Raw genomic sequence first — 22800 nt, 5'->3', positions numbered from 1 at the left:
CAGCTAACGTCCCCCTTCGCCCGCCCACCCACCTCCGGCGAAGGGGGACTTCTCCATGCCCATCACCGTGGCCCGGTTCAACCTCATCGATCCGAACGGCACCCCGGAAACCCTCTCCGCCCGCTACAAGGCCGCGCTGGAGATGGCGACGTACGCGGACGACCGCGGGATCGACACCATCCAGACCGAGGAGCACCACGGCACCGACAACAACTGGCTGCCCTCGCCCTTCGCCTTCGCGGGCGCGGTCTTCGGCGCCACCCGCCGGATCGCGGTCACCGTCTCGGCGATCATCGGCCCGCTGTACGACCCGCTGAAGGTGGCCGAGGACATCGCGGTCCTCGACCTGCTCAGCGGCGGCCGCCTCGTCACGGTGGCCGGGATCGGCTACCGGCCCGAGGAGTACGAGCAGCACGGCGTCGAGTGGGGCCGGCGCGGCAAGCTCCAGGACGAGCTGCTGGAGACGCTGCTGAAGGCCTGGACCGGCGAGCCGTTCGAGTTCCGCGGCCGTACCGTACGGGTCACCCCGCGGCCGTTCACCCAGCCGCACCCGCTGCTCCTGGTCGGCGGCAGCTCGGAGGCGGCGGCCCGCCGGGCGGCCCGCCTGGGGCTGCCGTTCTTCCCGAGCGCGCACCTGCCCGAACTGGAGGCCTACTACAACGCGAAGCTCGCGGAGTACGGCACGGAGGGCTTCTGCATGATGCCGGCGGCCGAGACCCCGCTGCTGCACATCGCGGAGGACCCGGACCGGGCGTGGGACCAGTACGGCGAGCGGTTCCTCCACGAGGCCGGGATGTACGCCTCCTGGCAGTCCAAGGACATCCGCAGCGCCGTACGGTCGGGCGCGCACACGGTGGCGGAGCTGCGCGCCGAGGGCGTGTACCGCATCCTGACCCCGGACGAGGCGGTCGCGTACGCCCGCGGCGCCGGCGAGGCCGGGAACCTGGTGCTGCACCCGCTGTGCGGCGGGATGCCCGTCGACGAGGGCTGGCGGAGCCTGCAGCTGCTGTGCGAACAGGTGCTGCCCCGCCTCAAGGACTGAGACGGGGCAGCTCTGAGAGGAGAGGGGCCGTTGGCGGGGGTGGTCAGCCCATCTCCTCCAACGCCTTGCCCTTGGTCTCCGGCACCCATTTGAGGACGAACGGAATCGAGAGCACGGCGAAGACCGTGTAGATGACGTAGGCGCCGGACAGGTTCCAGGCCGACAGGCTCGGGAACGACACCGTGATGACCCAGTTCGCGATCCACTGGGCGGCGGCGGCCACGCCGAGCGCGGCGGCGCGGATCCGGCCGGGGAACATCTCCCCGAGCAGCACCCAGACGACCACGCCCCAGGACAGCGCGAAGAAGAGGACGAAGCAGTTGGCGGCGACCAGGGCCACGATGCCCTGGGCGTGGGGCAGTGCGATGTCGTCGCCGGTGCCGGACGTGTAGGAGAAGGCCCAGGCGGCCAGCCCCAGCGAGATCGCCATGCCGGTGGAGCCGATGAGGGCGAGCGGCTTGCGGCCGATCCGGTCCACGAAGATCATCGCGATCACCGTGCCGACGATGTTCACGACCGAGGTCTCGAAGGAGTACAGGAACGAGGCGCTCGGGTCGATGCCGACCGACTGCCACAGCGAGGAGCTGTAGTAGAAGATCACGTTGATGCCGACGAGCTGCTGGAAGAGCGACAGGCCGATGCCGGTCCAGACGATGGGCAGGAAGCCCGCCTTGCCGCCGAGCAGGTCCTTGAAGGTGGACTTGTGCTCGGAGCGCATGGCGTGCTCGATGTCCGCGACGCGGCCGTCGAGGTCGATGTGCTCGCCCTCGACCTCGGTGAGCACCTTCCGGGCCTCGGCATTGCGGCCGACGGAGATCAGGAAGCGCGGGGACTCCGGGATCACGAAGGACATCAGCCCGTAGAGCACGGCGGGGACCACCATCACGCCGAGCATCCACTGCCAGGCTTCCAGCCCGCCGATCTTGCCGCGCTGGTCACCGTCGGCGAGGTTGAGGATCCCCCAGTTGACGAGCTGGGAGACGGCGATGCCGATGACGATCGCGGCCTGCTGGAAGGAGGCGAGCCGGCCGCGGTACGCGGGTGGGGAGACCTCGGCGATGTAGGCCGGGCCGATGACCGAGGCCATGCCGATGCCGAAGCCGCCGACGACCCGCCACATCGCCAGGTCCCACAGGGCGAAGGGCAGGGCCGAGCCGATGGCGCTCGCCGTGAAGAGGACGGCCGCGATCTGCATGCAGCGGATACGGCCGATCCGGTCGGCGATGCGGCCGGCCGTGGCGGCGCCGAAGGCGCAGCCGATCAGCGCGGCGGCGATCACCTGGGCGAGGGTGGCGGGCCCGACGTCGAAGCGGTCCCGGATGGCGACGACCGCGCCGTTGATGACGGAGCTGTCGTAGCCGAAGAGGAATCCGCCCATGGCGGCGGCAGCGGCGATGAAGATGACGTGCCCGAGGTGGTCGGGGTGCGACGCCGGGCCACCGCCCGAGGCCGAGGCCCGCGCTGTGCTGCTGGTCAAGGTCTGCTCCTGCGTGCCCGGACGCGGTGACGGGCGGGTGGGGGTAGTTCCTTCCAGTTGCGCACAGGTCAAGATCGGGCACCACCGGAAGGGATACAGCGGGAGCGAGCCTATGTGTTCATTTCTTGAAGTCAAGAGGGGGGTGGGTCGCCATCTTTCGGCCATTGGCGCAAAACGAGGAGGAACCGAGGTTCACTTCTTGAAAGAAGTGGGCCTGACGCGTGTCACCGGAGGAGGTCAACGGAGCCGCTGGCTGATGACCTTCGACACCCCGTCACCCTGCATCGAGACGCCGTAGAGCGCGTCGGCGACCTCCATGGTCCGCTTCTGGTGCGTGATCACGATCAGCTGTGAGCTCTCCTGCAGCTCCTCCATGATCCGGATCAGCCGCTGGAGGTTGGTGTCGTCGAGCGCGGCCTCGACCTCGTCCATCACGTAGAAGGGGCTGGGCCGCGCCTTGAAGATGGAGACCAGCAGGGCCACGGCGGTCAGCGAACGCTCGCCGCCCGAGAGCAGCGACAGCCGCTTGACCTTCTTGCCCGGCGGCCGGGCCTCGACGTCGACGCCCGTGGTGAGCATGTTGTCCGGATCCGTCAGGATCAGCCGTCCCTCGCCGCCGGGGAACAGTCGCGAGAACACCCCCTCGAACTGACGGGCCGTGTCCCGGTAGGCCTCCGTGAAGACCTGCTCGACCCGCTCGTCGACCTCCTTCACGACCTGAAGGAGGTCGGCTCTGGTCTTACGCAGGTCCTCCAGCTGCTCGCTCAGGAACTTGTGCCGCTCTTCCAGCGCCGCGAACTCCTCCAGCGCCAGCGGATTGACCTTGCCGAGCTGCTGGTAGGCCCGCTCGGCCGCCTTCAGCCGCTTCTCCTGCCGGGCGCGCACGAAGGGCTCCGGCCCGGCGTCCGGATCCGGGGCCTCCCCGTCCGCGGACGGGCTCGGCTGCACCGGCTGGTCGGGCCCGTACTCGGCGACGAGCGCCTGGGCCGCCATCCCGAACTCCTCCAGGGCGCGGCTCTCCACCTGCTCGATCCGCATGCGCTTCTCGGCGCCGAGCACCTCGCCGCGGTGCACGGAGTCCGTGAGCTTGTCGAGCTCGCCCTTCAGGCCGCGGCCCAGACCCCGGGCCTCGTCGAGCTCGCGCTCGCGCACACCCTTCGCGTACTCGGCCGACGTGCGCTCCCCCACGGCGCGGGTCAGCGACACCTCGATGTGCGCGAGCAGCTGGCGGGCTCCGGCCGCGACGGCCGCGGCCACCCGCGCCTCGTACCGCAGCCGTTCCCGCCGGCGCTCGGCCCTGGCCCGGGCCTCCCGCTCGGCCCTGGCCCCGCGATCGAGCGAATCGGCCCGGCCCGCCAGCCCCTTCACCCGCTCCTCGTGGGTCCTGAGCTGCAGCCGGGCCTCCATCTCGGTCTGCCGCGCGTTCGCCCCGTCGGCCGCGAGCCGGTCCCTGCGCGAGGTGTCCGGCTCCTCGTCCGCCGGCATCTCCTCGGCAACGGCGAGCCGTTCCGCGCACTCCTCCACGTCGGCCAGCGCCTGCTCCAGCGCGTCCTGCGCCGTGGCTGCGGCCGAGGCGGCGCGCTCGGCTTCGCCCAGGGCCCCCTTCGCCTGCCCGGCGAGCCGCCCGAGCTGCTGCGCGACCCCGGCCCGGGCCCGCTCGGCGGCCCGCCGGAGCTCCCCGAGCTCCTCGACCCGGGCCCCGGCCGCCACCCGGCGCGCATCCGCGGCCGTCTTCTCACCGGCCAGCACCAGGCACCGGCCGTCCAGCCGGGCCAGCTCCGCAGCAGCCTCGTCGACGGCGGCCTGCACCTCGATCAGGCTCGGCACCCCGGCGGACCCACCGTGCGCGAGGTGCGCCCCGAGCACGTCGCCCTCGGCGGTCACGGCGATCAGCTCGGGCCGCGCGGCAACGAGCGCCTCGGCCTCGTCGAGCCCCCCGACCACCACGAAGTCCCGCAACACCCACGCCGCGGCCCGCACCACCTCGGCGTCCCCCTGCACGAGCCCCGCAGCATCGACCGCCGACTCCCCGCACCCCGAAGCCCGCACCGGAGCCCCACCGACCGCCACCCCCGGCGCGACCAAGGGACCGCCGCCAGCGGAAGCCGCCGGGGCCGGGGCACTCAGCCTCGCCGGCGTTCGAGGCGCGGGGTCCGGGGCGGAGGCCGGGTTTCGGGAAGGGGCGGGATGGGGGAAAACCAACGCCGCCGCGCCCCCGCCGACAGCCCCGCCGCCGGCGCCCCGCTCCTGGCCCCCGAGGCCGACACCGGCTCCCGGACCCGAGTCCCGAGCCGCGTCCGGACCCGAATCCGAGGGCACGGCCTGGCCCGAATCCTGCGCCTGAGCCGGGGCCTGAGCCGGGGAATGCGCCGAGGCAGGTGTCGCAGCCGCGGCACCGGCCGGACCCGCGTCCGGGCCCAGGCCCTGGCCCGGGACCCCGCCGCCCACCACCGAACCGCCGGAGGCGACCGCGCCCGGAGCGATCAGGAACGCAGCTCTCCCCGCCTCCCCGTCCCGCAGGTACCGGATCGCACCGGCCGCCGCCGCCGTCGACGTGACGGCCACCGCGTCCGCCGCCGCCCCCAGCGCCGCCGCCACCGCGACCTCGTACCCCGGGGTCACGGACAACCGCTGGGCCGCCGGCCCCAGCAGCCCCTCCAGCCGGGCAGCGAGCAGTTCCGCCGTACCGTCCTTGCGGCGCAGCCCCATCGCCAGGGCGTCCCGCCGCGCCGAGACCGCCGCCCGCGAACGCTCCGCCGCCGCCAACGCGTCCCGGGCCTCACCGAGTCCGGCCTCCGCCGCCGCCAGCTCGGCCCGCGCCGCCTCGTACTCCCCGGGCCCCGAGGCGGAGCCGGATCCGGATCCGGATCCCGCAGCAGAAGGCTCCGCCGGGGACTCCTCCTCCCCGACCTCCTCCGCCAGCGCCTCGTACTCCTCGCGCGCCTCCTCCGCCCGCGCCCGCGCCCCGTCCCGCGCCACGACCAGCCGGTCGATCTCCGCCTGGGCGGCGCCCGCACGGGAGCGGGCCGCGCCGAGCCGGCCCGTCAACCGCGCCAGCGCCTCGCGCCGGTCGGCGATGGCCCGCGCCACGTCCCGTAGCCGCCGTTCCTCGTCGGCCAGTGAGCGCTCCAGCTCGGCCCGGTGGGCGACCGTGTCCTCCAGCGCCCGAGCGGCCGCTTCCCGCGCGGCCGTCAGCTCCGCCTCCTGCTCGCGGATCCGCGCGGCCTCCCTCTCCATCTCCTCCGGGTCCCGGCCCTGCCGCTCCTCCTCGGCCGGCGCGGAGGCGGAGGTGACCCGGGCGTCCGCCAGCGACACCGTCCCGCGCACCCGTTCGGCGAGCTGCGACAGCTCGTACCAGGTCTGCTGTGCCCGCTGGAGCCGTGGCGCGAGTTCGCGTACGGCTTCCTCCAGTTCGGATTCCCGCCGCACCGCCACCGCGAGCTGCGCCTCGGCCGCCTCCTTGCGCTCCTTCAGCGCCGCCTCGTCCGCGAGCTCCGCGTCGAGCGCGCCCTTGAGCGTCACGAGGTCGTCGGCGAGCAGCCGCAGCCGTGCGTCCCGCAGGTCCGCCTGGATCACCGCCGCGCGCCGGGCCACGGCCGCCTGGCGTCCCAGGGGCTTGAGCTGGCGCCGCAGTTCGTCGCCCAGGTCCTGCACGCGCGCGAGATTGGCCTGCATCGCGTCCAGCTTCCGCAGCGCCTTCTCCTTGCGCTTGCGGTGCTTCAGGACGCCGGCCGCCTCCTCGATGAAGGCGCGGCGGCCCATCGGATCGGCGTGCAGGACCGAGTCCAGCTGGCCCTGTCCGACGATGACGTGCATCTCGCGGCCGATGCCGGAGTCGGAGAGCAGCTCCTGGATGTCGAGGAGGCGGCAGGTGTCGCCGTTGATCTGGTACTCGCTGCTGCCGCCGCGGAACATGATCCGCGTGATGGTGACCTCGGCGTACTCGATGGGCAGCGCGCCGTCGGAGTTGTCGATGGTGAGCGAGACCTCGGCGCGGCCCAGCGGCGGGCGGCCGGTCGTGCCGGCGAAGATGACGTCTTCCATCTTCCCGCCGCGCAGGGACTTGGCCCCTTGTTCGCCCATGACCCAGGAGAGCGCGTCCACCACATTGGACTTGCCGGAGCCGTTGGGGCCCACGACACAGGTGATGCCCGGCTCGAAGCGCAGGGTGGTCGCGGAGGCGAAGGATTTGAAGCCACGCAGGGTCAGGGACTTGAGGTGCACGCCGCCGGACTCTACCTTTCACGTTCGGTTTCGCCCATGAAGGTGAAGGGCACATCAGACGTTAAAGGAATGGGCCCCCCACCTGGCGCAACGCCGCCCGGCGGCCTTGTCCGAGGTGGGAAAGGCGGAAGGAAAGAGCGGAAAGAAAGAAGGGACGCCGAAGCGTCCCTTGCAGATCATGCGGTTCTGCAGATCATGCGGTTCTGTTGATCATGCGGTTCTGTTGATCGAGCGACGAGGGAGCGCGGATCAGGTGAGCGCAGGCTCCGCCTGGGGTACGTCGAGGTCGATGCCGTCGAGCAACGAGTCTCCGTGCTGTGCGGCGGCCGCGTTCAGAGCGTCGTTCTCGGACTGGATTCGTCCGAGCTCGGACTCGAGGTCCTGGACGCGCTGCTGAAGCCGTCGCATCTCGGCGAGGAGTCGCGGGTCGGAACCGCCGACGTAACCGAGAAGCGCCTTTGCCATGATGGATGGTCCTCCACACTGAGTGACCGACCGAAGCGGTGTGGGTCGTGAGGGAATCGCACCCGCGGATGTCCGGCAGCGACTGTCAGTCACTGCATCGATCTTTCGCTGACACTGTGTACTGCCAGCACTGCCAAACAGCTCAGGTGCGCGGGGCTTCCAGCGTCTCACCAAAAAGTTTGACGGTCAACACGATCACGCCCCGTATCGGCGGGCATCCCGGCCCCCGCAAGGGGCGTGGAGATCATCCTCGTCTCCGAGCCTTCCACGGATTCGCCACGTCGGCAACGTCTCAGCGATGAATGCGCAGTTCCGACCGCATGCGGACCATCCGGCGATGTGTTCAGTGCATGATCAGTCGATCGCTCACCGGATCGCGAAGCCGTCGTAGCCACCGCGCGGTGTGCCCCAGATCTCTGTCACTCCGTCCACGCTCCCGGGCGTGTCGGCGCCGTGCAGCCACGCCAGGAGCCGGTGGCAATTCTCACGTTGACCTTCGGCCACCACCTGTACTCGCCCATCGTCCAAGTTGAGCGCGAAGCCGGTCAGTCCGCCGATCTCCATGGCGTTGGCCCTGGTGAACCAGCGGAAGCCCACTCCCTGTACACGGCCGCGCACCCAGGCGGTCATCCGCACCTCTTCATTCATGCCTGAACGCTAACCGGGCAAACAATTCCGGGTCACCTCACCCCCCGCTGCCATGGCGTACAGTCGCGCAGCAATGAGCTCACCCATTTGGGTGAGTAAAGGTTGATCTTGAATAGCTGATCCCGAACCCCAGGAAGGTGAGCCGCGATGGGACGCCACCGACTCCACGCCGCGCCGCGCCCCGGCGGCAAGCGCCGCGCCGCCCTGCGAGGCGGTCTGCTCGGCGCATCCGTGGCCGTCGTCCTCGGCACGGCAGCCGTCGGCACGGGTGTCGTCCCGGTCGGCTCCTCCTTCCCCTACGTAGGGGTCACGGCCGCGGGCTCCGACACGAGGACGGCCGGCGCCAAGACCCAGGCCTCGCCGAGCCCCGAGAGCGCGCTGGAGCAGCAGGGCGGCCTCGCCAACCTCTCCGGCCGGGCTTCCGCCGGGGCGGGCACCCCTTCCTCCTCCCCCACCCCCTCCGCCTCGCCGTCCCCGTCGGCCAGCCCTTCCCCTTCCCCTTCCTCCTCCCCGTCCCCCTCCACGGAGCCGGCGAAGACCCCGAAGGCGAGCCCCACCCCGACTCCGGTGAAGCCGAAGCCTTCCCCGCCGAAGCCTTCCGCCCCCGCGGCCCCGGTGGCCCCGGTGGCCCCGCCCACCTCGGCCGGCCACTCCGCCGAGGAGAGCGCCGTACTCACCCTGGTGAACCAGGAGCGGGCACAGGCCGGCTGCGGTCCGGTCCGGGCGAACCCGCCGCTGGCGACGCTGGCCGGAGCCTTCAGCAAGGACATGGCCGTCCGGGGCTTCTTCGACCACACCGACCCCGACGGCAACACCCCGTGGGACCGCGCCACCAAGGCCGGCATATCGGGGATGGGCGGCGAGAACATCGCCCGCGGCCAGGGCGACGCGGCGGCCGTGATGAAGGCCTGGATGAACAGCCCGGGCCACAAGGCCAACATCCTCAACTGCGAGTTCCGCACCCTGGGCGTCGGCGTGTACAACGCCGCCGGCGGCCCCTGGTGGACCCAGGACTTCGGCTTCTAGCAACGCAAACGGGCGGGGGCACGGTCGGGCGCGGCGACATCCGCCGCGCCCGACCGTGCCCCCGCCCGCTTTTCCGTACCGCGCCCTTGCCGCACGGACAGCGCCCGGCCGCCCGGGCCGTAGGTCAGACCGCGGCCAGGGCGGCGCGGCCGGCGAGCAGGATGCGGGTCTGCTGGGTGACGCGGCCTCCGAGGTGCTCGGCGGTGGCGATGTCGGCCTTGTGGACGAACTCGGCACCCTGGTCACTGTTGGACTGGGCGGCGGCGCCGTCGAAGAAGCCGAGGCGGTTGAGGTCGTTCTCGGAAGCGGTGCTGGCGTTCCAGCCCGGCTTCAGGCCCAGGTTGACCCAGCTCATGCCGTGCTGGGAGGCCAGCGTCTGGAAGTAGTCCAGGGTGTTGCCCTTGTCGCCGGACTTCGAGCCGGAGTTGGTGAAGCCCGCGGCGACCTTGTCCTGCCAGGCACCCGTGAACCAGATCTTCGAGGTGGCCTCGGCGAAGACGTGGAAGGCGCCGGAGGCGGTGCCCATGTAGGTCGGAGCACCGAAGACGATCGCGTCGGACGCGGTCAGGAGCTCCCACTGCGCGTCGTCGATCTCGTCGACCTTGATCAGGTGCACGGTCGCACCGGCTTCGAGGGCGCCGGCCTTGACGGCCTCGGCGATCACGGCGGTGTGGCCGTAGCCGGAGTGGTAGGCGATCGAGACGACGGGGGTGTAGGTGGTTGCAGACAAGGCGGGTCTCCCTCGGAAAACGCCGTGGGGGGTCACGGCGTTGTGCGGCGTGGTAACTACCTCGAGGAAAGCACTAACTTTTTGAAAGCGCAACCTGGATGGCTGGCGCTGCCCAGTAGTAGGCTGAAACCATGCAGACGACAGGGTGTGGCGAGGCCGGGCACGACGGCGCGCCCGAACAGGCCTCCGACGCCTTCGATGTGTTCGCTCGTGCGTGCCCCTCCCGCGAGACGCTGGAACACGTCACGGGTCGCTGGGGCAGCCTCACGGTCGGTGCCCTGTCCAAGGGGCCGTGCCGCTTCAACGAGCTGCGCCGGCGCGTGGACGGTATCAGCGAGAAGATGCTCTCCCAGACCCTGCACGCGCTGGAACGCGACGGCATCGTCAACCGTGAGGCACAGCCGACGAACCCGCCCCGCGTCGACTACGAGCTGACCCCCTTCGGCGCGGAGGTCGCGCAGCGCGTGGACGCGCTCATCGGGCTGCTGGAGGGCAGCATGCCCGCGGTGCTCTCTTCCCGGTCCGCCTACGACGCCACGCGCGAAGGCCGCTGGCAGCGCGGGCAGAAGTAGCTCGACCGGTTCATCCAGGGGCGGCGGCGCATCGGCGTGCCGCAGCGCCGGCAGGGCTCGTCCTCCCGCCCGTAGGCGTCGAGCGAACGGTCGAAGTAGCCGGACTCGCCGTTGACGTTGACGTAGAGACTGTCGAAGCTGGTGCCGCCGACGGCGAGGGCCTCGTTCATGACGTCCCGGACATGGCCGAGGAGTTCCGCGCTCCGGGGGCGCGTGAGCGTGGCCGTGGGGCGCTCGTAGTGCAGTTTGGCGCGCCAGAGGGACTCGTCCGCGTAGATGTTGCCGACCCCGCTGATCAGCGACTGGTCGAGCAGCGCCCGCTTCACCGTGGTGCGCTTGGCGCGCAGGGCCAGATGGTAGGCCGCCTCGTCGAAGAGCGGGTCCAGGGGGTCCCGCGCGATGTGCGCGATGACGTCGGGCAGCCCGTCCTGGCTCCCGGGGACGCAGGGGTGCAGCGAGAGCCCGCCGAAGGTCCGCTGGTCGACGAAGCGCAGCTCGGTCCCGGCGTCGTCCCCGAACCGCACCCGGATGCGCAGGTGCTTCTCGTCGGGGGCGCCCTCGGGCTGCACGAGGAGCTGCCCGCTCATTCCGAGGTGCCCGAGCACGGAGTGCTCACGCTCCCCCAGCGGCAGCCACAGGTACTTGCCGCGCCGCTGCGGCACCCCGATGGTCTCCCCGCGCAGCCGGGCCGCGAAGTCCGCCCCGCCACCCGCGTGGCGACGGACGGCCCTCGGGTGCAGGACCTCGACGGCCTCCACGGTCCGCCCGGCCACCCAGCGCTCCAGCCCCCGCCGCACCACTTCGACTTCGGGCAGCTCGGGCACGGTATTCCTCCGGAGGGTTCGGATCGGACTCTCTCCCGCGAGCGTACCGACTGCCCTGCGGGGCTTGTCCCCCACCCTTCCCGGGGCCCTTCCCGGACCCGTCGGCGGGGCTGGTCGCGGCCCCGGAAACGGGTCCGCCCCGCCACCTGCCGGAGCAGGTGGCGGGGCGGGAGTTCCCGGAAGAACGGGTCAGGCGTCCGACGCCGGGTCGGCGGGGCTCGTCGCCCCGTCGGCCTCGGCCGGAGCCCCGGTCGCGGCCGGGACCTCGGCCGGAGCGGCGCCGGCCGCGGAACCCGCGGCGGTGCTGATGCCCCGCCACGCGGACTCGGCCGCCTGCTGTTCCGCTTCCTTCTTGCTGCGTCCGACACCGGAGCCGTAGGAGACGCCACCGACGCGCGCGGCGGCGGTGAAGGTCTTCTCGTGGTCCGGGCCGGTCTCGGTGACCAGGTATTCCGGCACGCCCAGGCCCTCGGCCGCCGTGAGCTCCTGGAGACTGGTCTTCCAGTCCAGGCCGGCACCGAGGTTCGAGGACTTCTCGATGAGCGGGTCGAAGAGCCGGTGAACCAGCTCCGAGGCCGCGTCGAGGCCCTGATCGAGGTAGACCGCGCCGATCACCGCTTCAAGGGTGTCGGCGAGGATGGAGGCCTTGTCCCGGCCACCCGTGCCCTCTTCACCCCGGCCGAGCCGGATGAAGGAGCCGAGTTGGAGGCCGCGGCTGACCTCCGCCAGTGCGCGCGAGTTGACTACCGCGGCCCGCAGTTTGGCCAGTTGGCCTTCCGGCAGGTCGGGGTGGGTCGTGTACAGCGTGTCCGTGACCACCAGGCCCAGCACGGAGTCCCCGAGGAACTCCAGCCTTTCGTTGGTGGGCAGACCGCCGTTCTCGTACGCGTACGAGCGGTGGGTCAGCGCACGCACCAGAAGGGCGGACTCGAGTCGATACCCGAGCCGCCCTTCCAGAAGCACGTGGGACGAGGCCGCGTTGTTACTGACTGCCTGCTTCTCAGCGTTGGACAGCTCAGACATTGCGCCTCTCACCAGCCGCTCAGACCTCGAGGACCTGGCGCTTGTTGTAGGTGCCGCAGCTCGGGCACGCAATGTGCTGGAGCTTCGGCTCCTGGCAACGCTCACACGAAACCAGGGTGGGGACCGCAGCCTTCCACTGCGACCGGCGGTGGCGCGTGTTGCTGCGCGACATCTTCCGCTTCGGAACAGCCACGGCTACTTCTCCTGCTTCTCGGCGGCGCTCTGAACTCCGTCGGAGGCAGTGCCGCTCATATTGTCCTTCTCGACGCCCTGATCGGTGACGAGTCCTTGCAATGCCGCCCAACGGATGTCGACGGCGTCATGGTGGTGGTCCGGGTCGTCGTTCAGGCTGAGCCCGCAATCGGGGCACAGTCCGAGACAGTCCTCCCGGCACACCGGCTGCAGCGGCAGTGCGAGCACCACCACATCGCGCAGCACGGATTCGAGGTCGAACAAACCGTCCTCGAGAAAGAGCGTGTCCTCGTCGTCCTCGGCGTCGTCGGCCGGCTCCGCCTTGGAGCGGATCCGGTCGTCGGCGTCAGGGTACGAGAACATCTCCTGGAAGTCCGCCTTGAGCTCACACTCGACGGCCTCCAGACACCTTACGCATTCCCCGGTTGCCGAGCCACGGGCGGTGCCTGTGACAAGCACCCCTTCCATGACCGACTCCAGGCGGAGCTTGAGGTTCAGCCGACTGCCTTCCGGCACTCCGATGACACCGGCGAGACCGAGGTCCGCCGGCGCCGCGATCTCACGGGACAGCCGCAGCATGGCACCAGGACGCCGACCCAGCTCGTGCGTGTCGAACACGAGGGGGTTGCGGTGGTCGAGGTGGGTGTTCAGGGCTGTTCCCGCTTTCACAAAATCACTGGAGACTGCTGAAGATCAAGATTTCCGCCACTCAAGGGCAGCATGGATCGCGGCGCATACGCGCGACCGAACAGCCAGGATACCCGCCGCTTCGCTCTGAGCCCAATCCTGGTCCCGAGCGAGCTCAGCGGCCCTGTTCGTACTGACGCAGCTGGTCCAGGTTGATCATGCTCGTGTCGAAGAAGCTGGTCTCGTCGAGCGCGGCCTGCTGGTCGTGCGTGCCCTGCTGGGGCTGCTGGTAGCCGCCGTAGGGGTCGGGCTGCTGCTGCTCGTAGGAGACCGCGTACGGGTCGGGCTGCTGAACCTGCTGGTAGCCGGCGTACGGGTCCTGGTACGCATAGGCGTCCTGCTGGACCGGCTGCTGGTAGGAGTACGCGTCGTACACCGGCTCGGGCTGCGACTGCCCGGGGATCAGCGGGGCCTGCGGAGCCACCGGCGCCTGCGGCTCGGCCAGACCCGCCAGGAAGTCCGCGTCGCTGGAGGCGCGCGACTGCTGGTGCCCCGCCGCGTCCTGGGCGGCCATGTGCGCGCCGAGGTCGTCGGTGGCCACGCGGCCCAGGAGCTTCTGCCGGCCCCGGCCGACGGCCTCCAGGGTCTTGGAGAGCACCGCTTCGAAGGTGGCCAGCTTGCTGTCCACGTAGTCGTCGGCCTGCCGGCGCTGCGTCTCCGGGTCGTGGCTGCGCTCGGGCGCCTCGGCGTCCGGGTAGCCCTCGTCGTCCAGTCCGGGCCCGCGGCCGAGCAGCTTCTCGCGGCCCCGGTCCACCGAGCCGATGGTCTTGGTGAGCACGACCTCGAAGTTCGCGAGCTTGCTGTCGACGTAGTCGTCGGCCTCGGCCTTGACCTCGTCCGCCTCGCGGCGGGCCTCCGCCAGGATCCGGTCCGCCTCGTCCTGGGAGCGCCGCGCGACCTCGGTGTCGGAGATCAGCGAACCGCGCTGGGCGTGCGCCGACTCGATGATCCGGTCGGCCTCGCGGCGCGCCTCCTCGACCATCTGTTCCCGGCCCCCGATGAGCTCCTGGGCCTGTGCGAGCGAGCCCGGCAGGGCCTTGCGCACCTCTTCCAGCTGGGCGAGCAGCTCGGCGCGGTTGATCACGCACGAGGCCGACATGGGCATGGACCGGGCGCTGCCGACGGCCGCGACGATCTCGTCGAGCTTCTTCTGCACGTCCATGGGTGCTCGCACTCTCTCGGCCCCGGGCGGTTCCCGAGACGGACGGGACGACTGTAAGGCCACCGGCCCGGGAGCCGACACCGACTGACGTCGGGTCAGGGGCGCCGGCGACCGGGCTCAGCGCCGGGGCAGGCGCTCCAGCAGCGCGGCGTGCACGTGTGCGGGCAGCAGGTGGGCCACGTCGCCGCCCCAGGCCGCCACTTCCTTGACCAGGGAGGAGGACAGGAAGCTGTAGGTGGGGTTGGTCGGGACGAAGAGCGTCTCGACGCCCGACAGACCCATGTTCATCTGGGCCATCTGCAGCTCGTAGTCGAAGTCGCTGACGGCGCGCAGACCCTTGACGATGGCCGGGATCTCCCGCTGCTTGCAGAAGTCGACGAGGAGCCCGTGGAAGGACTCGACCACGATGTTGCCGTAGCCGGCGGTCGCCTCGCGGATCAGCTCGATCCGCTCCTCGACGGTGAAGAGTCCCTGCTTGGACTGGTTGATCATCACGGCGACGTGGACCACGTCGTAGAGCCGCGAGGCCCTGCCGATGATGTCGAGGTGTCCGTTGGTGATGGGGTCGAACGACCCCGGACAGACGGCGCGGCGCAACTGCATTCCCTCGTTCCCGGGTGCGGGCTTCATGAGTCTTCGCTGATGGAAGCGGCGCGACCGTACCAAAGGGTGCCCTCGCCGTACTTCCTGGAGCGCAGCGGCTCGAAGCCGTCCGGCCACGGGAAGGCCCCGCTGCGGGTCCTGCGCTCCACGGTGACGAGCGCGTCGTCGGTGAGCCAGCCATTGGACCGGAGTGTGAGGAGGATCTCGCACAGTTCGGTGTGCTCGACCTCGTACGGGGGGTCCAGGAAGACCATGTCGTACGGGTCCCCGTGCGCGGCGCCGTGCGCGATCTGCTCGGCCCGGCCGGACCGGAACTCGGCGCCGGGCAGGCCCACCGACGCGATGTTGTCGCGGATGGCCTTGGCGGCCTTGGCGTCGGGCTCGACCAGCAGCGCGTGGTCCGCGCCGCGGGAGAGCGCCTCCAGGCCGACGGCGCCGGAACCGGCGTAGAGGTCGAGGACGCGGGCCCCCTCGACTCCGTGCAGCGACTCCCAGGTGGAGAAGAGGCCCTCGCGCATCCGGTCCGAGGTGGGGCGGGTGCCGGTGCCGGGCGGTACGGCGAGGCGTCGCCCGCCGGCGCTTCCGGCGATCACGCGGGTCATCTGGGGTCCTTCGGTGAGCGGGGCGGAGGGGGTGCAGGCCTTCAACGATAGGTCGTGCCCGTCACCCCTTCTCCAGGTACTGCTCGCGCTCGGTGTCCAGCAGGGCGTCCAGGGCGGTCCGCAGGCCCGGCAGCTCCGTGAGCTCGGGGTCCGCGGCGACCACGCGGGTGGCCTCCTCCCGGGCCTGGGTGATGACCTCCTCGTCCTCGATGACCGCGAGCATCCGCAGGGAGGAGCGCACGCCGGACTGGGCCTGGCCCAGCACGTCGCCCTCGCGGCGCTGCTCCAGGTCGACGCGGGAGAGCTCGAAGCCGTCCAGGGTGGCGGCGACGGCCGCGAGCCGGGCGCGGGCGGGGCTGGCCTCGTGCATCTCGCTGACCAGCAGGCACAGTCCGGGGGCGGAGCCGCGGCCGACGCGGCCGCGGAGCTGGTGGAGCTGGGAGACGCCGAAGCGGTCCGCGTCCATGATCACCATGACGGTGGAGTTCGGGACGTTCACGCCGACCTCGATGACGGTCGTGGCGACCAGGACCTTGACCTCGCCCGCGGTGAAGCGGCGCATGACGTCGTCCTTGTCGGCGGGGTCCATCCGCCCGTGCAGCACCTCGACGGACAGCCCGGCGAGGGGGCCCCGGCTGAGCTGCTCGGCGATCTCCAGCACCGCGAGCGGGGGCCGCTTGTCGCCGTCGTCCTCGGCCGCCGCCTTCTTCTTTCCGCCCTTGGCGCCCTTGCCGTTCTCGTCCTCGCCGTCTCCGATGCGCGGGCAGACCACGTACGCCTGGTGGCCGTTCTCCACTTCCTCGCGGACCCTCTCCCAGGCCCGGGCCAGGAAGTGCGGCTTGTCCTTCGCGGGCACCACGTGGGTGGCGATCGGGGATCGGCCGGCGGGGAGCTGGTCCAGTACGGAGGTCTCCAGATCGCCGAAGACGGTCATGGCGACCGTGCGCGGGATCGGGGTGGCGGTCATGACGAGCAGGTGCGGGGGCTGCTTGCCCTTGGAACGCAGGGCGTCGCGCTGTTCCACGCCGAAGCGGTGCTGTTCGTCGACGACGACCAGGCCGAGGTCGTGGAACTGCACCTTGTCCTCGATCAGCGCGTGCGTGCCGATCACGAGTCCGGCCTCGCCGGTGATCAGGTCGAGCAGGGCCTGGCGTCGGGCGGGCATCCCCATCGAGCCGGTCAGCAGCACCACTTTGGTGCCCCGGTCGGAGCCGCCGAGCATGCCCCCCTCGGCGAGCTCGCCCATCATCTCGGTGATGGACCGGTGGTGCTGCTGCGCGAGCACCTCGGTGGGGGCGAGCATGGCGGCCTGCCCGCCGGAGTCGACGACGGCGAGCATGGCCCGCAGGGCCACCATCGTCTTCCCGCTTCCGACCTCGCCCTGGAGGAGGCGGTGCATGGGGTGTTCGGTGGCGAGGTCGTCGAAGATCTCCTTCGAGACGCCTTGCTGGCCCTCGGTGAGGGTGAAGGGGAGCTTGGCGTCGAAGCTCTCGAGGAGGCCGCCCGGGGTGGGGCGGCGCGGTACGGCCGGGAGCTGGGAGTCGGCGTGCCGGCGGCGGGCCAGGGCGACCTGGAGGACGAAGGCCTCGTCCCACTTGAGGCGCCCGCGGGCGTCCTCGATGTCGGCCTTGGTGACCGGGCGGTGGATCTTCAGCAGCGCCTCGGTGAGCGGGATCAGTCCGCGGTCCTCGTGCAGGGCGCCGGGCAGCGGGTCGACGACCTCCTGGGCCCTGGGCAGCACCGCGTCCACGCACTTGGCGATCTTCCAGGACTCCAGCTTCGCGCAGGCCGGGTAGATCGGGATGAGCTGGCTCGCGAAGGCGGCGGCCGCGTCCCGGTCGGAGGCGTCCTCGCCGAGCGGCTCGTAGGCGGGGTGGGCGAGCTGGAGCTTGTGGTTGAACATCCCGACCTTGCCCGCGAACATCGCGCGGCTGCCGGGCAGCAGTTCCTTGTGGGGTTTGTGGACGCCCGACCCGAAGAAGACGAGCTGGAGCCGTCCGCTGCCGTCGGTGATGGTGACTTCGAGGCGCTTTCCTCCGCCCCGGCTGCCCTGGTACGTCAGCAGGCGTGCGTCGGCGACCTGCGCGACCACCGTGACGTGTTCGTCGATCTGGTCGGCGAGTTCGGCCAGCGAGGTCAGCTCGCCGCGCTCCGCGTACCGCCGGGGGTAGTGGTGGAGCAGGTCCAGGGCCGTGTGCAGGCCGAGCTGCTCGGCCAGCACCTTCGCGGTGGCGGGGCCGAGGGTCTTCTTGAGGTCTTCGTCGAGCGCGGGCACGTGTTCCATTGCACACCATCGCGCTGACAACCCGGCTATTCCACCCCGATGAGCAGCGGCGCGGACCAGCGCCCGCCCTGATAGGTGACGGTGTCGACGGCGAGGTGGCCGTGCTGGACGTACGCCTCCAGCCGTCCGGCGAGTTCCCCGGGCGCGTCGGGGCCCAGGACCAGGGTGACGAGTTCGCCGCCGGATCCGAGCATGCGGGCCAGGACGGCCTCGGCGGTCTCGGCCAGGCCGGTGCCGATGACGGCCACGTCCCCGTCGATGAGCCCGAGCACGTCGCCGGCCTGGCAGATGCCGGCCGAGGTGAAGGACTGGCGTTCGGCGACGGCGAGTTCGCCGTAGCGGGTGGCTCCGGCGGCCGCGGTCATGGCGACCACGTCCTCGTCGAAGGTGCCGTCCGGGTCGTGCACGGCGAGTGCGGCCAGGCCCTGGACCTCGGAGCGGGTGGGGATCACGGCGACCCGTACGCCTTCGGCGCGAGCCTGCTGGGCGGCGGCTGCCGCGACCGCGCGCAGTTCGGCGCCGTTCGGGAGCAGGACGACCTCGCGGGCGTGCGCCTCGCGGATGGCGTCGGCCAGTTCGGCGACGGCCGGCGGTTCTCCGGGCCGGGCGAGCAGGGTGGTGGCGCCCGCCTCTCCGCACAGCCCGGCCAGCCCCTCGCCCTGGACCACGGTGACGACGGCGCGCTGGGAGCGCTCGCCGCGGGCCCGGCGGCGTTCGTCGCCGAAGTGCGTGATGCGGATCCGGTACGGCCGCCCGGCGACCACCGCGGCCTCGACGGCCGCGCCGGGGTCGTCGACGTGGACGTGGACGTTCCACAGCCCGTCGCCGCCGACCACCACGAGGGAGTCGCCGAGGGCGTCGAGCCGGGTGCGCAGCCGGTCGACCTCGGTCTCGGGGGCCTCCAGGAGGTAGATCACCTCGTAGGCCGGTCCGCCGTGCTCCTCGGGGCAGGGCTCCGGCGGCCTCGGTACGGGCACGGCCCGGCCGCGTACCGGCTCGGGGGCCGGCTCCCGGCCGGACAGCGCCTGCCACAGCGCCCCGAGCACGGCGACCAGTCCGCAGCCCCCGGCGTCGACCACCCCGGCCCGCCCCAGCACGGCCAGCTGCCCCGGGGTCTCGGCGAGGGCCGCGCGGGCTCCGTCGTAGGCGGCCCCGGCCACGCCGGCAGCGGTCTCGGCGGCCCTGGCGGCGGCCTCGGCGGCCCGGGCGGCGGCGGTGGCGACGGTGAGCATGGTGCCCTCGACGGGGTGCGCGACGGCCCGGTACGCCTCCTCGGCGGCCCGGGTCAGCGCCTGTGCGAGCAGTCGCGCGGGATCGCGTCCGGCGGGCTCGTCGCCCAGGACGTCGGCCACGCCGCGCAGCAGCTGCGCGAGGATCGTCCCGGAGTTGCCCCGGGCGCCTATCAGGGCGCCGTGCGCGAAGGCCCGTACGGCCTCGGGGAGGGAGGCTCCGGCTGTGCCGTCCGTCACGGTGGCGAGGAGGTCCCCGAGCTCGCGGTCGGCCGATTCGGCGGTCAGGTAGAGGTTGGTGCCGGTGTCCGCGTCGGCGACGGGATAGACGTTGATCGCGTCGATGTCCTCGCGGGCCCGGCCCAGTGCGGCCAGGGCCAGCGAGCTCCAGGCGTGTACCGCTGCGGCGTTCAGGGGGTACGGCTGAGGCTGGTGCGCCACCGGGCGTTCCTCCTTGTGCGGGCCGGGGTTCACCGCAGGGTAACGAAGGACGGCCGGACAGGCGGGACCCCGGGGCGGGGGTGGCCGTGGACATGGTAGTTTTCTTGGACCGAGGCAGTCGTTGTATGCTGCTCCGGTTGCCCGATGAGAGTCGGGCCATTCCCCCCGGCAAACCACTTCAGATCCCTGATACCGGTGCGCCGGGATTCACTGTAAGTGCATCTGAAGTCTTTGGAGTGACCTGTGGCTGCCAACTGCGACGTTTGCGCCAAGGGGCCGAGCTTCGGCAACAGCATTTCCCACTCGCACCGCCGCACCTCGCGTCGCTGGAACCCGAACATCCAGCGTGTCCGTGCCGTGGTCAATGGGACGCCGAAGCGCCTCAACGCCTGCACCTCGTGCATCAAGGCCGGCAAGGTCTCGCGCTGACGCCTTCCGTCGTAGCGCAGCCCTTTCCGGTTGCTGAGAAGGCCGGTCCACCTGGTGGGCCGGCCTCTTGCTTTGCCTGATCGAACATGATCGAACCTGTAGGGCCTGCTCCACCCCGTGAGACCACGGGGTGGAGCAGGCCCTGCAGGCGTTTCGGCACGGGCGTTTCGGCACGGGCGTTTCGGCACGGGCGTTTCGGCACGGGCGTTTCGGCCGGGCCGTCGGCACGGGCCTTCGCTGCGGGCGCTGCGGCTCGGGCGCTTCAGCGCCACCGCCACGCGTGGTCCACCGGCCCGATGCCCGCGCCCAGTGCGAACCCGGCGGCGATGGCTCCGGTGACGTACTCCTTGGCCTCGGTGACGGCCTCCGGGACGGTCCGGCCCTTTGCCAGGCCCGCCGCGATCGCGCTGGCGAGCGTGCAGCCGGTGCCGTGGGTGTGGCGGTTGTCGTGGCGGGGGGCCCGGAGCCAGCGCTCGTCGGAGCCGTCCGTCAGGAAGTCCACGGCCTCGTTCCCGTGAGCGGCGAGGTGGCCGCCCTTGATCAGCACCCACGCGGGCCCGTATGCGAGGACCGCGTCGGCGGCCCGGCGCATGTCGTCCTCGCTCTCCACGACGACTCCGGTGAGCTGGGTCACCTCGTCCAGGTTCGGCGTGGCCACGGTGGCCCGGGGCAGCAGTTCTCCCCGTACGGCGTCCAGCGCGGTGGCGGCGAGGAGCGCGTCCCCGTGCTTGGAGACGCCGACCGGGTCCACGACGGCCGGGGCGGCCGTGGCGGCGATCAGCTCGGCCACGGTCTCCACGAGGGCCGCGGAGGACAGCATTCCCGTCTTCACGGCCTGGACGCCGATGTCGTCCACCACGGCCCTGTACTGGCCCTTCACGGCCTCCGCGGGCAGTTCCCAGACGCCTTTGACGCCCAGCGAGTTCTGCGCGGTCACAGCGGTCACCACGCTCATCCCGTGGACGCCGAGGGCCAGCATCGCCTTGAGGTCGGCCTGGATGCCCGCGCCGCCGCCGGAATCGGATCCGGCGACGGTCAGGCACAGCGGCGGGTGCGGGCGGGACGTGGGCGAACCGCTCATCGCGGGACGTCCTCCGCGGCCGTGTCGCCGCCGAAGTGGTCCCAGCCGCCGGTGGAGGCCCAGGGGGCTCCGTCGACGGTCACCTGGGGCAGCGCGGAGCGGTTCTGGACCTCGCCGATGACCTTCCAGCGGGCCGGGAGCTTCACGTCCGGCGGGAAGGTGGCGACGATCGCGTGGTCCTCTCCCCCGGTGAGGACCCACTGCAGCGGGTCCACGCCGACGGCCTGCCCGATGTCGTGCATCTGCGTCGGGATGTCCACGGCCGACGAGCGCAGGTCGATCCGCACCTTGCTGGCCTCGGCGATGTGCCCGAGGTCCGCGATCAGGCCGTCGCTGACGTCGGTCATGGCGGTGGCGCCGAGTCCGGCGGCCGCGGGGCCCGCGTGGTAGGGCGGTTCGGGGCGCCGGTGGGCCTCCACGAAGGCGCGCGGCGACCGGAAGCCGCGCGAGAGCACCGCGAAGCCGGCGGCGGACCAGCCGAGCCAGCCGGTCACGGCCACGACGTCGCCGGGCTGGGCGCCGGAGCGCAGCACGGGTTCGTGGTTGCGCAGATCGCCCAGCGCGGTGATGGCCACGGTGATGATGTCGCCGCGCACCACGTCGCCGCCGACCACGGCGGCGCCGGCGACCTGGCATTCGTCGCGGATGCCGTCCATCAGCTCGGTGGGCCAGGTGGCCGGCAGCTCGGCCGGGACGACGAGGCCGAGCAGCAGCGCGGTCGGCACCGCGCCCATGGCGGCGATGTCGGCGAGGTTCTGCGCGGCTGCCTTGCGGCCGACGTCGTAGGCCGTGGACCAGTCGCGCCGGAAGTGCCTGCCCTCCAGCAGGATGTCCGTGCTCGCCACGACCCGCCGGTCGGGGGCCGACACCACCGCGGCGTCGTCACCCGGGCCGACCCGGACCGCCGGGGTGGTGGTGAGCCGTGAGGTGAGCTCCCGAATGAGCCCGAACTCCCCCAGCTCGCCCACAGTGCCCTTCATCGCTGTGCCCCTTCTTGCCCAGTCCGCTTGCGGTCGCGAGCCGTCACAGCTCTGGGTACCGTCAACAGATACGTCAACTTCTGCTCTCCGTACGCCCCGCTGTGCGTGGAGCCGGACCCGCGGGTCTCCCCGCGGCGCTCGGCGACGCGGTACCGTGGCGTCCCTTCTTCCCCGGGCCCACCCGTCATCCCCGGGCCCACCCGAAGGGTAGGGGAAATGATCCTCGTGGCCGCCCTGGAGGTTCCGTGGTACAGGCGTACATCCTCATCCAGACCGAGGTGGGCAAGGCGTCGTTCGTCGCCGAGTCCATCGCGCAGATCGCGGGGGTGATCCAGGCCGAGGACGTGACCGGACCGTACGACGTGATCGTGCGCGCCCAGGCCGACACCGTGGACGACCTCGGCCGCATGGTCGTGGCCAAGGTCCAGCAGGTGGAGGGGATCACCCGCACCTTGACCTGCCCGGTCGTCCATCTGTAGCCCCCGTCTACTCTTGGCCGGTGATGTCACGACACCGCCGGCCCTTCTCTCTGCCCGCCGCACTGACCGCGCTGGCCGCCTCGGCGGCCGTCGCGGGCTGTTCCCCGGGTGGTTCCGAGGCCCGGGTGGAGCCGCCGTCCGCTCCGCCCGCCGATGTCGCGGGCCTCTGTGCGGCGCTGCACAAGGAGCTCCCCGAAACGGTGGCCTCACTGGACCGGGCCCCGGCGCTTCCGAAGTCCGACCTGACCGCCGCGTGGGGCGGCTCGGCGATCGTACTGCGGTGCGGTGTCGGCAAGCCCGTGAAGATGCTGGATCCGAAGCAGGACGGCATCGAGGTGAACGGTGTCGGCTGGCTCGTGGAGCGGCTGGACGACGGCGGGGTCCGGTTCACCACCGGGCTGCGGATGGCGTACACGGAGGTCCTGGTCGACAAGGAGCATGCCACGGATGCGGGGATGCTGGTGGGCCTGTCCGCCGCGATCGCCAAGACCGTTCCGGTCGGCATCGCCTCTTCCTGACCCTCCGGTGACCCGCCCGGTCCCGCCCGCGCGGACGAGGACCGCCCGCCGCCCTCCTCCTGCGAGGGGCGGCGGGCGGTCC

The 22800-nt window shown here is 71.7% G+C and carries 22 protein-coding genes; 6 read left to right on the top strand and 16 right to left on the bottom strand.

Annotated features, from left to right (window positions below):
• Nucleotides 1–55: 55 nt before the first annotated feature.
• Nucleotides 56–1042, top strand: coding sequence for an LLM class flavin-dependent oxidoreductase (locus ABZY57_RS20070; RefSeq protein WP_356513708.1), 987 nt, complete (start codon nt 56–58; stop codon nt 1040–1042).
• Between the two features lie 43 nt (nt 1043–1085).
• On the opposite strand, the gene ABZY57_RS20065 is transcribed toward ABZY57_RS20070, so the two are convergent.
• The 4 genes from ABZY57_RS20065 to ABZY57_RS20050 all read right to left on the bottom strand — a co-directional run bounded on the left by ABZY57_RS20065 (nt 1086) and on the right by ABZY57_RS20050 (nt 7856).
• A complete protein-coding gene (locus ABZY57_RS20065; protein ID WP_356513706.1) occupies nt 1086–2519 on the bottom strand; it encodes a sugar porter family MFS transporter in 1434 nt (477 codons plus the stop codon).
• 237 nt (nt 2520–2756) lie between these two features.
• Complete coding sequence (locus tag ABZY57_RS20060; RefSeq protein ID WP_356513704.1) at nt 2757–6743, bottom strand: AAA family ATPase; 3987 nt, start codon at nt 6741–6743, stop codon at nt 2757–2759.
• 249 nt (nt 6744–6992) lie between these two features.
• Complete coding sequence (locus ABZY57_RS20055; protein ID WP_214947849.1) at nt 6993–7208, bottom strand: hypothetical protein; 216 nt, start codon at nt 7206–7208, stop codon at nt 6993–6995.
• Nucleotides 7209–7574: 366 nt separating this feature from the next.
• Nucleotides 7575–7856, bottom strand: coding sequence for an acylphosphatase (locus tag ABZY57_RS20050; RefSeq protein WP_356513702.1), 282 nt, complete (start codon nt 7854–7856; stop codon nt 7575–7577).
• Nucleotides 7857–8003: 147 nt separating this feature from the next.
• On the opposite strand from ABZY57_RS20050, the gene ABZY57_RS20045 reads away from it, so the two are divergent.
• A complete protein-coding gene (locus ABZY57_RS20045; RefSeq protein WP_356513700.1) occupies nt 8004–8882 on the top strand; it encodes a CAP domain-containing protein in 879 nt (292 codons plus the stop codon).
• 124 nt (nt 8883–9006) lie between these two features.
• Here ABZY57_RS20045 and ABZY57_RS20040 read toward each other — a convergent pair whose 3' ends face one another.
• Entirely contained in the window at nt 9007–9612 is a 606-nt protein-coding gene (locus ABZY57_RS20040; RefSeq protein WP_356513698.1) for a flavodoxin family protein, read from the bottom strand.
• A gap of 131 nt (nt 9613–9743) precedes the next feature.
• On the opposite strand from ABZY57_RS20040, the gene ABZY57_RS20035 reads away from it, so the two are divergent.
• Nucleotides 9744–10184: a helix-turn-helix domain-containing protein gene (locus ABZY57_RS20035; RefSeq protein WP_356513696.1), complete on the top strand. Its 441-nt coding sequence runs from the start codon at nt 9744–9746 to the stop codon at nt 10182–10184.
• Here the strand turns inward: ABZY57_RS20035 and mutM are convergent.
• The 9 genes from mutM to ABZY57_RS19990 form a co-directional block, all read right to left on the bottom strand.
• Nucleotides 10139–11008, bottom strand: coding sequence for a bifunctional DNA-formamidopyrimidine glycosylase/DNA-(apurinic or apyrimidinic site) lyase (gene mutM / locus ABZY57_RS20030; RefSeq protein WP_356513694.1), 870 nt, complete (start codon nt 11006–11008; stop codon nt 10139–10141). The genes ABZY57_RS20035 and mutM overlap by 46 nt on opposite strands.
• Nucleotides 11009–11197: 189 nt before the next feature.
• Entirely contained in the window at nt 11198–12031 is an 834-nt protein-coding gene (rnc, locus tag ABZY57_RS20025; protein WP_356513692.1) for a ribonuclease III, read from the bottom strand.
• A 19-nt stretch (nt 12032–12050) separates the two neighbouring features.
• The gene (rpmF, locus tag ABZY57_RS20020) at nt 12051–12224 is read right to left on the bottom strand and encodes a 50S ribosomal protein L32 (protein WP_003965982.1); all 174 of its coding nucleotides are present in this window, start codon (nt 12222–12224) and stop codon (nt 12051–12053) included.
• Between the two features lie 2 nt (nt 12225–12226).
• Nucleotides 12227–12892 carry a DUF177 domain-containing protein gene (locus tag ABZY57_RS20015; protein ID WP_266904102.1) on the bottom strand — a complete coding sequence of 222 codons (666 nt, stop codon included), beginning with the start codon at nt 12890–12892 and terminating at the stop codon, nt 12227–12229.
• 133 nt (nt 12893–13025) lie between these two features.
• Nucleotides 13026–14072 (bottom strand): cell division initiation protein, encoded by a 1047-nt coding sequence (locus ABZY57_RS20010; protein WP_356513690.1) that lies wholly within the window; start codon nt 14070–14072, stop codon nt 13026–13028.
• 117 nt (nt 14073–14189) lie between these two features.
• Nucleotides 14190–14669 (bottom strand): pantetheine-phosphate adenylyltransferase, encoded by a 480-nt coding sequence (coaD, locus tag ABZY57_RS20005; RefSeq protein ID WP_243337845.1) that lies wholly within the window; start codon nt 14667–14669, stop codon nt 14190–14192.
• Between the two features lie 29 nt (nt 14670–14698).
• Entirely contained in the window at nt 14699–15277 is a 579-nt protein-coding gene (gene rsmD, locus ABZY57_RS20000) for a 16S rRNA (guanine(966)-N(2))-methyltransferase RsmD (protein ID WP_356513688.1), read from the bottom strand.
• A 61-nt stretch (nt 15278–15338) separates the two neighbouring features.
• Nucleotides 15339–17561: an ATP-dependent DNA helicase RecG gene (gene recG, locus ABZY57_RS19995; protein WP_356513686.1), complete on the bottom strand. Its 2223-nt coding sequence runs from the start codon at nt 17559–17561 to the stop codon at nt 15339–15341.
• Between the two features lie 26 nt (nt 17562–17587).
• The gene (locus tag ABZY57_RS19990; RefSeq protein WP_356513684.1) at nt 17588–19231 is read right to left on the bottom strand and encodes a DAK2 domain-containing protein; all 1644 of its coding nucleotides are present in this window, start codon (nt 19229–19231) and stop codon (nt 17588–17590) included.
• Nucleotides 19232–19474: 243 nt separating this feature from the next.
• Here ABZY57_RS19990 and rpmB point away from each other — a divergent pair, with 243 nt between their 5' ends.
• The gene (gene rpmB / locus ABZY57_RS19985; RefSeq protein ID WP_073911113.1) at nt 19475–19660 is read left to right on the top strand and encodes a 50S ribosomal protein L28; all 186 of its coding nucleotides are present in this window, start codon (nt 19475–19477) and stop codon (nt 19658–19660) included.
• Nucleotides 19661–19922: 262 nt separating this feature from the next.
• Here rpmB and thiD read toward each other — a convergent pair whose 3' ends face one another.
• Both thiD and ABZY57_RS19975 read right to left on the bottom strand, forming a co-directional pair.
• Entirely contained in the window at nt 19923–20741 is an 819-nt protein-coding gene (gene thiD, locus ABZY57_RS19980) for a bifunctional hydroxymethylpyrimidine kinase/phosphomethylpyrimidine kinase (RefSeq protein WP_356513682.1), read from the bottom strand.
• Nucleotides 20738–21721 (bottom strand): thiamine-phosphate kinase, encoded by a 984-nt coding sequence (locus ABZY57_RS19975; RefSeq protein ID WP_356513680.1) that lies wholly within the window; start codon nt 21719–21721, stop codon nt 20738–20740. Before ABZY57_RS19975 ends, thiD begins: the two co-directional genes overlap by 4 nt.
• A 245-nt stretch (nt 21722–21966) precedes the next feature.
• Between ABZY57_RS19975 and ABZY57_RS19970 the strand changes: the two genes are divergently transcribed.
• Complete coding sequence (locus ABZY57_RS19970) at nt 21967–22200, top strand: Lrp/AsnC ligand binding domain-containing protein (RefSeq protein WP_112450218.1); 234 nt, start codon at nt 21967–21969, stop codon at nt 22198–22200.
• 23 nt (nt 22201–22223) lie between these two features.
• On the top strand, nt 22224–22718 hold the full coding sequence (locus tag ABZY57_RS19965; protein WP_356513678.1) for a DUF3515 domain-containing protein: 495 nt from the start codon (nt 22224–22226) through the stop codon (nt 22716–22718).
• Nucleotides 22719–22800: the final 82 nt, after the last annotated feature.

Origin of the sequence: Streptomyces sp. NPDC006450 (assembly GCF_040612195.1) — a bacterium.
Lineage (GTDB): Bacteria > Actinomycetota > Actinomycetes > Streptomycetales > Streptomycetaceae > Streptomyces.
Note: the sequence above shows the minus strand (reverse complement) of the source record. Positions and strands in the feature narration are given on the sequence as shown.

Coding starts and splice junctions, on each gene's coding strand:
- ABZY57_RS20070 (WP_356513708.1), top strand. CDS start 56: ATGCCCATCACCGTGGCCCGGTTCAACCTCATCGATCCGAACGGCACC.
- ABZY57_RS20055 (WP_214947849.1), bottom strand. CDS start 7,208: ATGGCAAAGGCGCTTCTCGGTTACGTCGGCGGTTCCGACCCGCGACTC.
- ABZY57_RS20050 (WP_356513702.1), bottom strand. CDS start 7,856: ATGAATGAAGAGGTGCGGATGACCGCCTGGGTGCGCGGCCGTGTACAG.
- ABZY57_RS20045 (WP_356513700.1), top strand. CDS start 8,004: ATGGGACGCCACCGACTCCACGCCGCGCCGCGCCCCGGCGGCAAGCGC.
- ABZY57_RS20035 (WP_356513696.1), top strand. CDS start 9,744: ATGCAGACGACAGGGTGTGGCGAGGCCGGGCACGACGGCGCGCCCGAA.
- rnc (WP_356513692.1), bottom strand. CDS start 12,031: ATGTCTGAGCTGTCCAACGCTGAGAAGCAGGCAGTCAGTAACAACGCG.
- ABZY57_RS20010 (WP_356513690.1), bottom strand. CDS start 14,072: ATGGACGTGCAGAAGAAGCTCGACGAGATCGTCGCGGCCGTCGGCAGC.
- rsmD (WP_356513688.1), bottom strand. CDS start 15,277: ATGACCCGCGTGATCGCCGGAAGCGCCGGCGGGCGACGCCTCGCCGTA.
- recG (WP_356513686.1), bottom strand. CDS start 17,561: ATGGAACACGTGCCCGCGCTCGACGAAGACCTCAAGAAGACCCTCGGC.
- thiD (WP_356513682.1), bottom strand. CDS start 20,741: ATGAGCGGTTCGCCCACGTCCCGCCCGCACCCGCCGCTGTGCCTGACC.
- ABZY57_RS19975 (WP_356513680.1), bottom strand. CDS start 21,721: ATGAAGGGCACTGTGGGCGAGCTGGGGGAGTTCGGGCTCATTCGGGAG.
- ABZY57_RS19965 (WP_356513678.1), top strand. CDS start 22,224: ATGTCACGACACCGCCGGCCCTTCTCTCTGCCCGCCGCACTGACCGCG.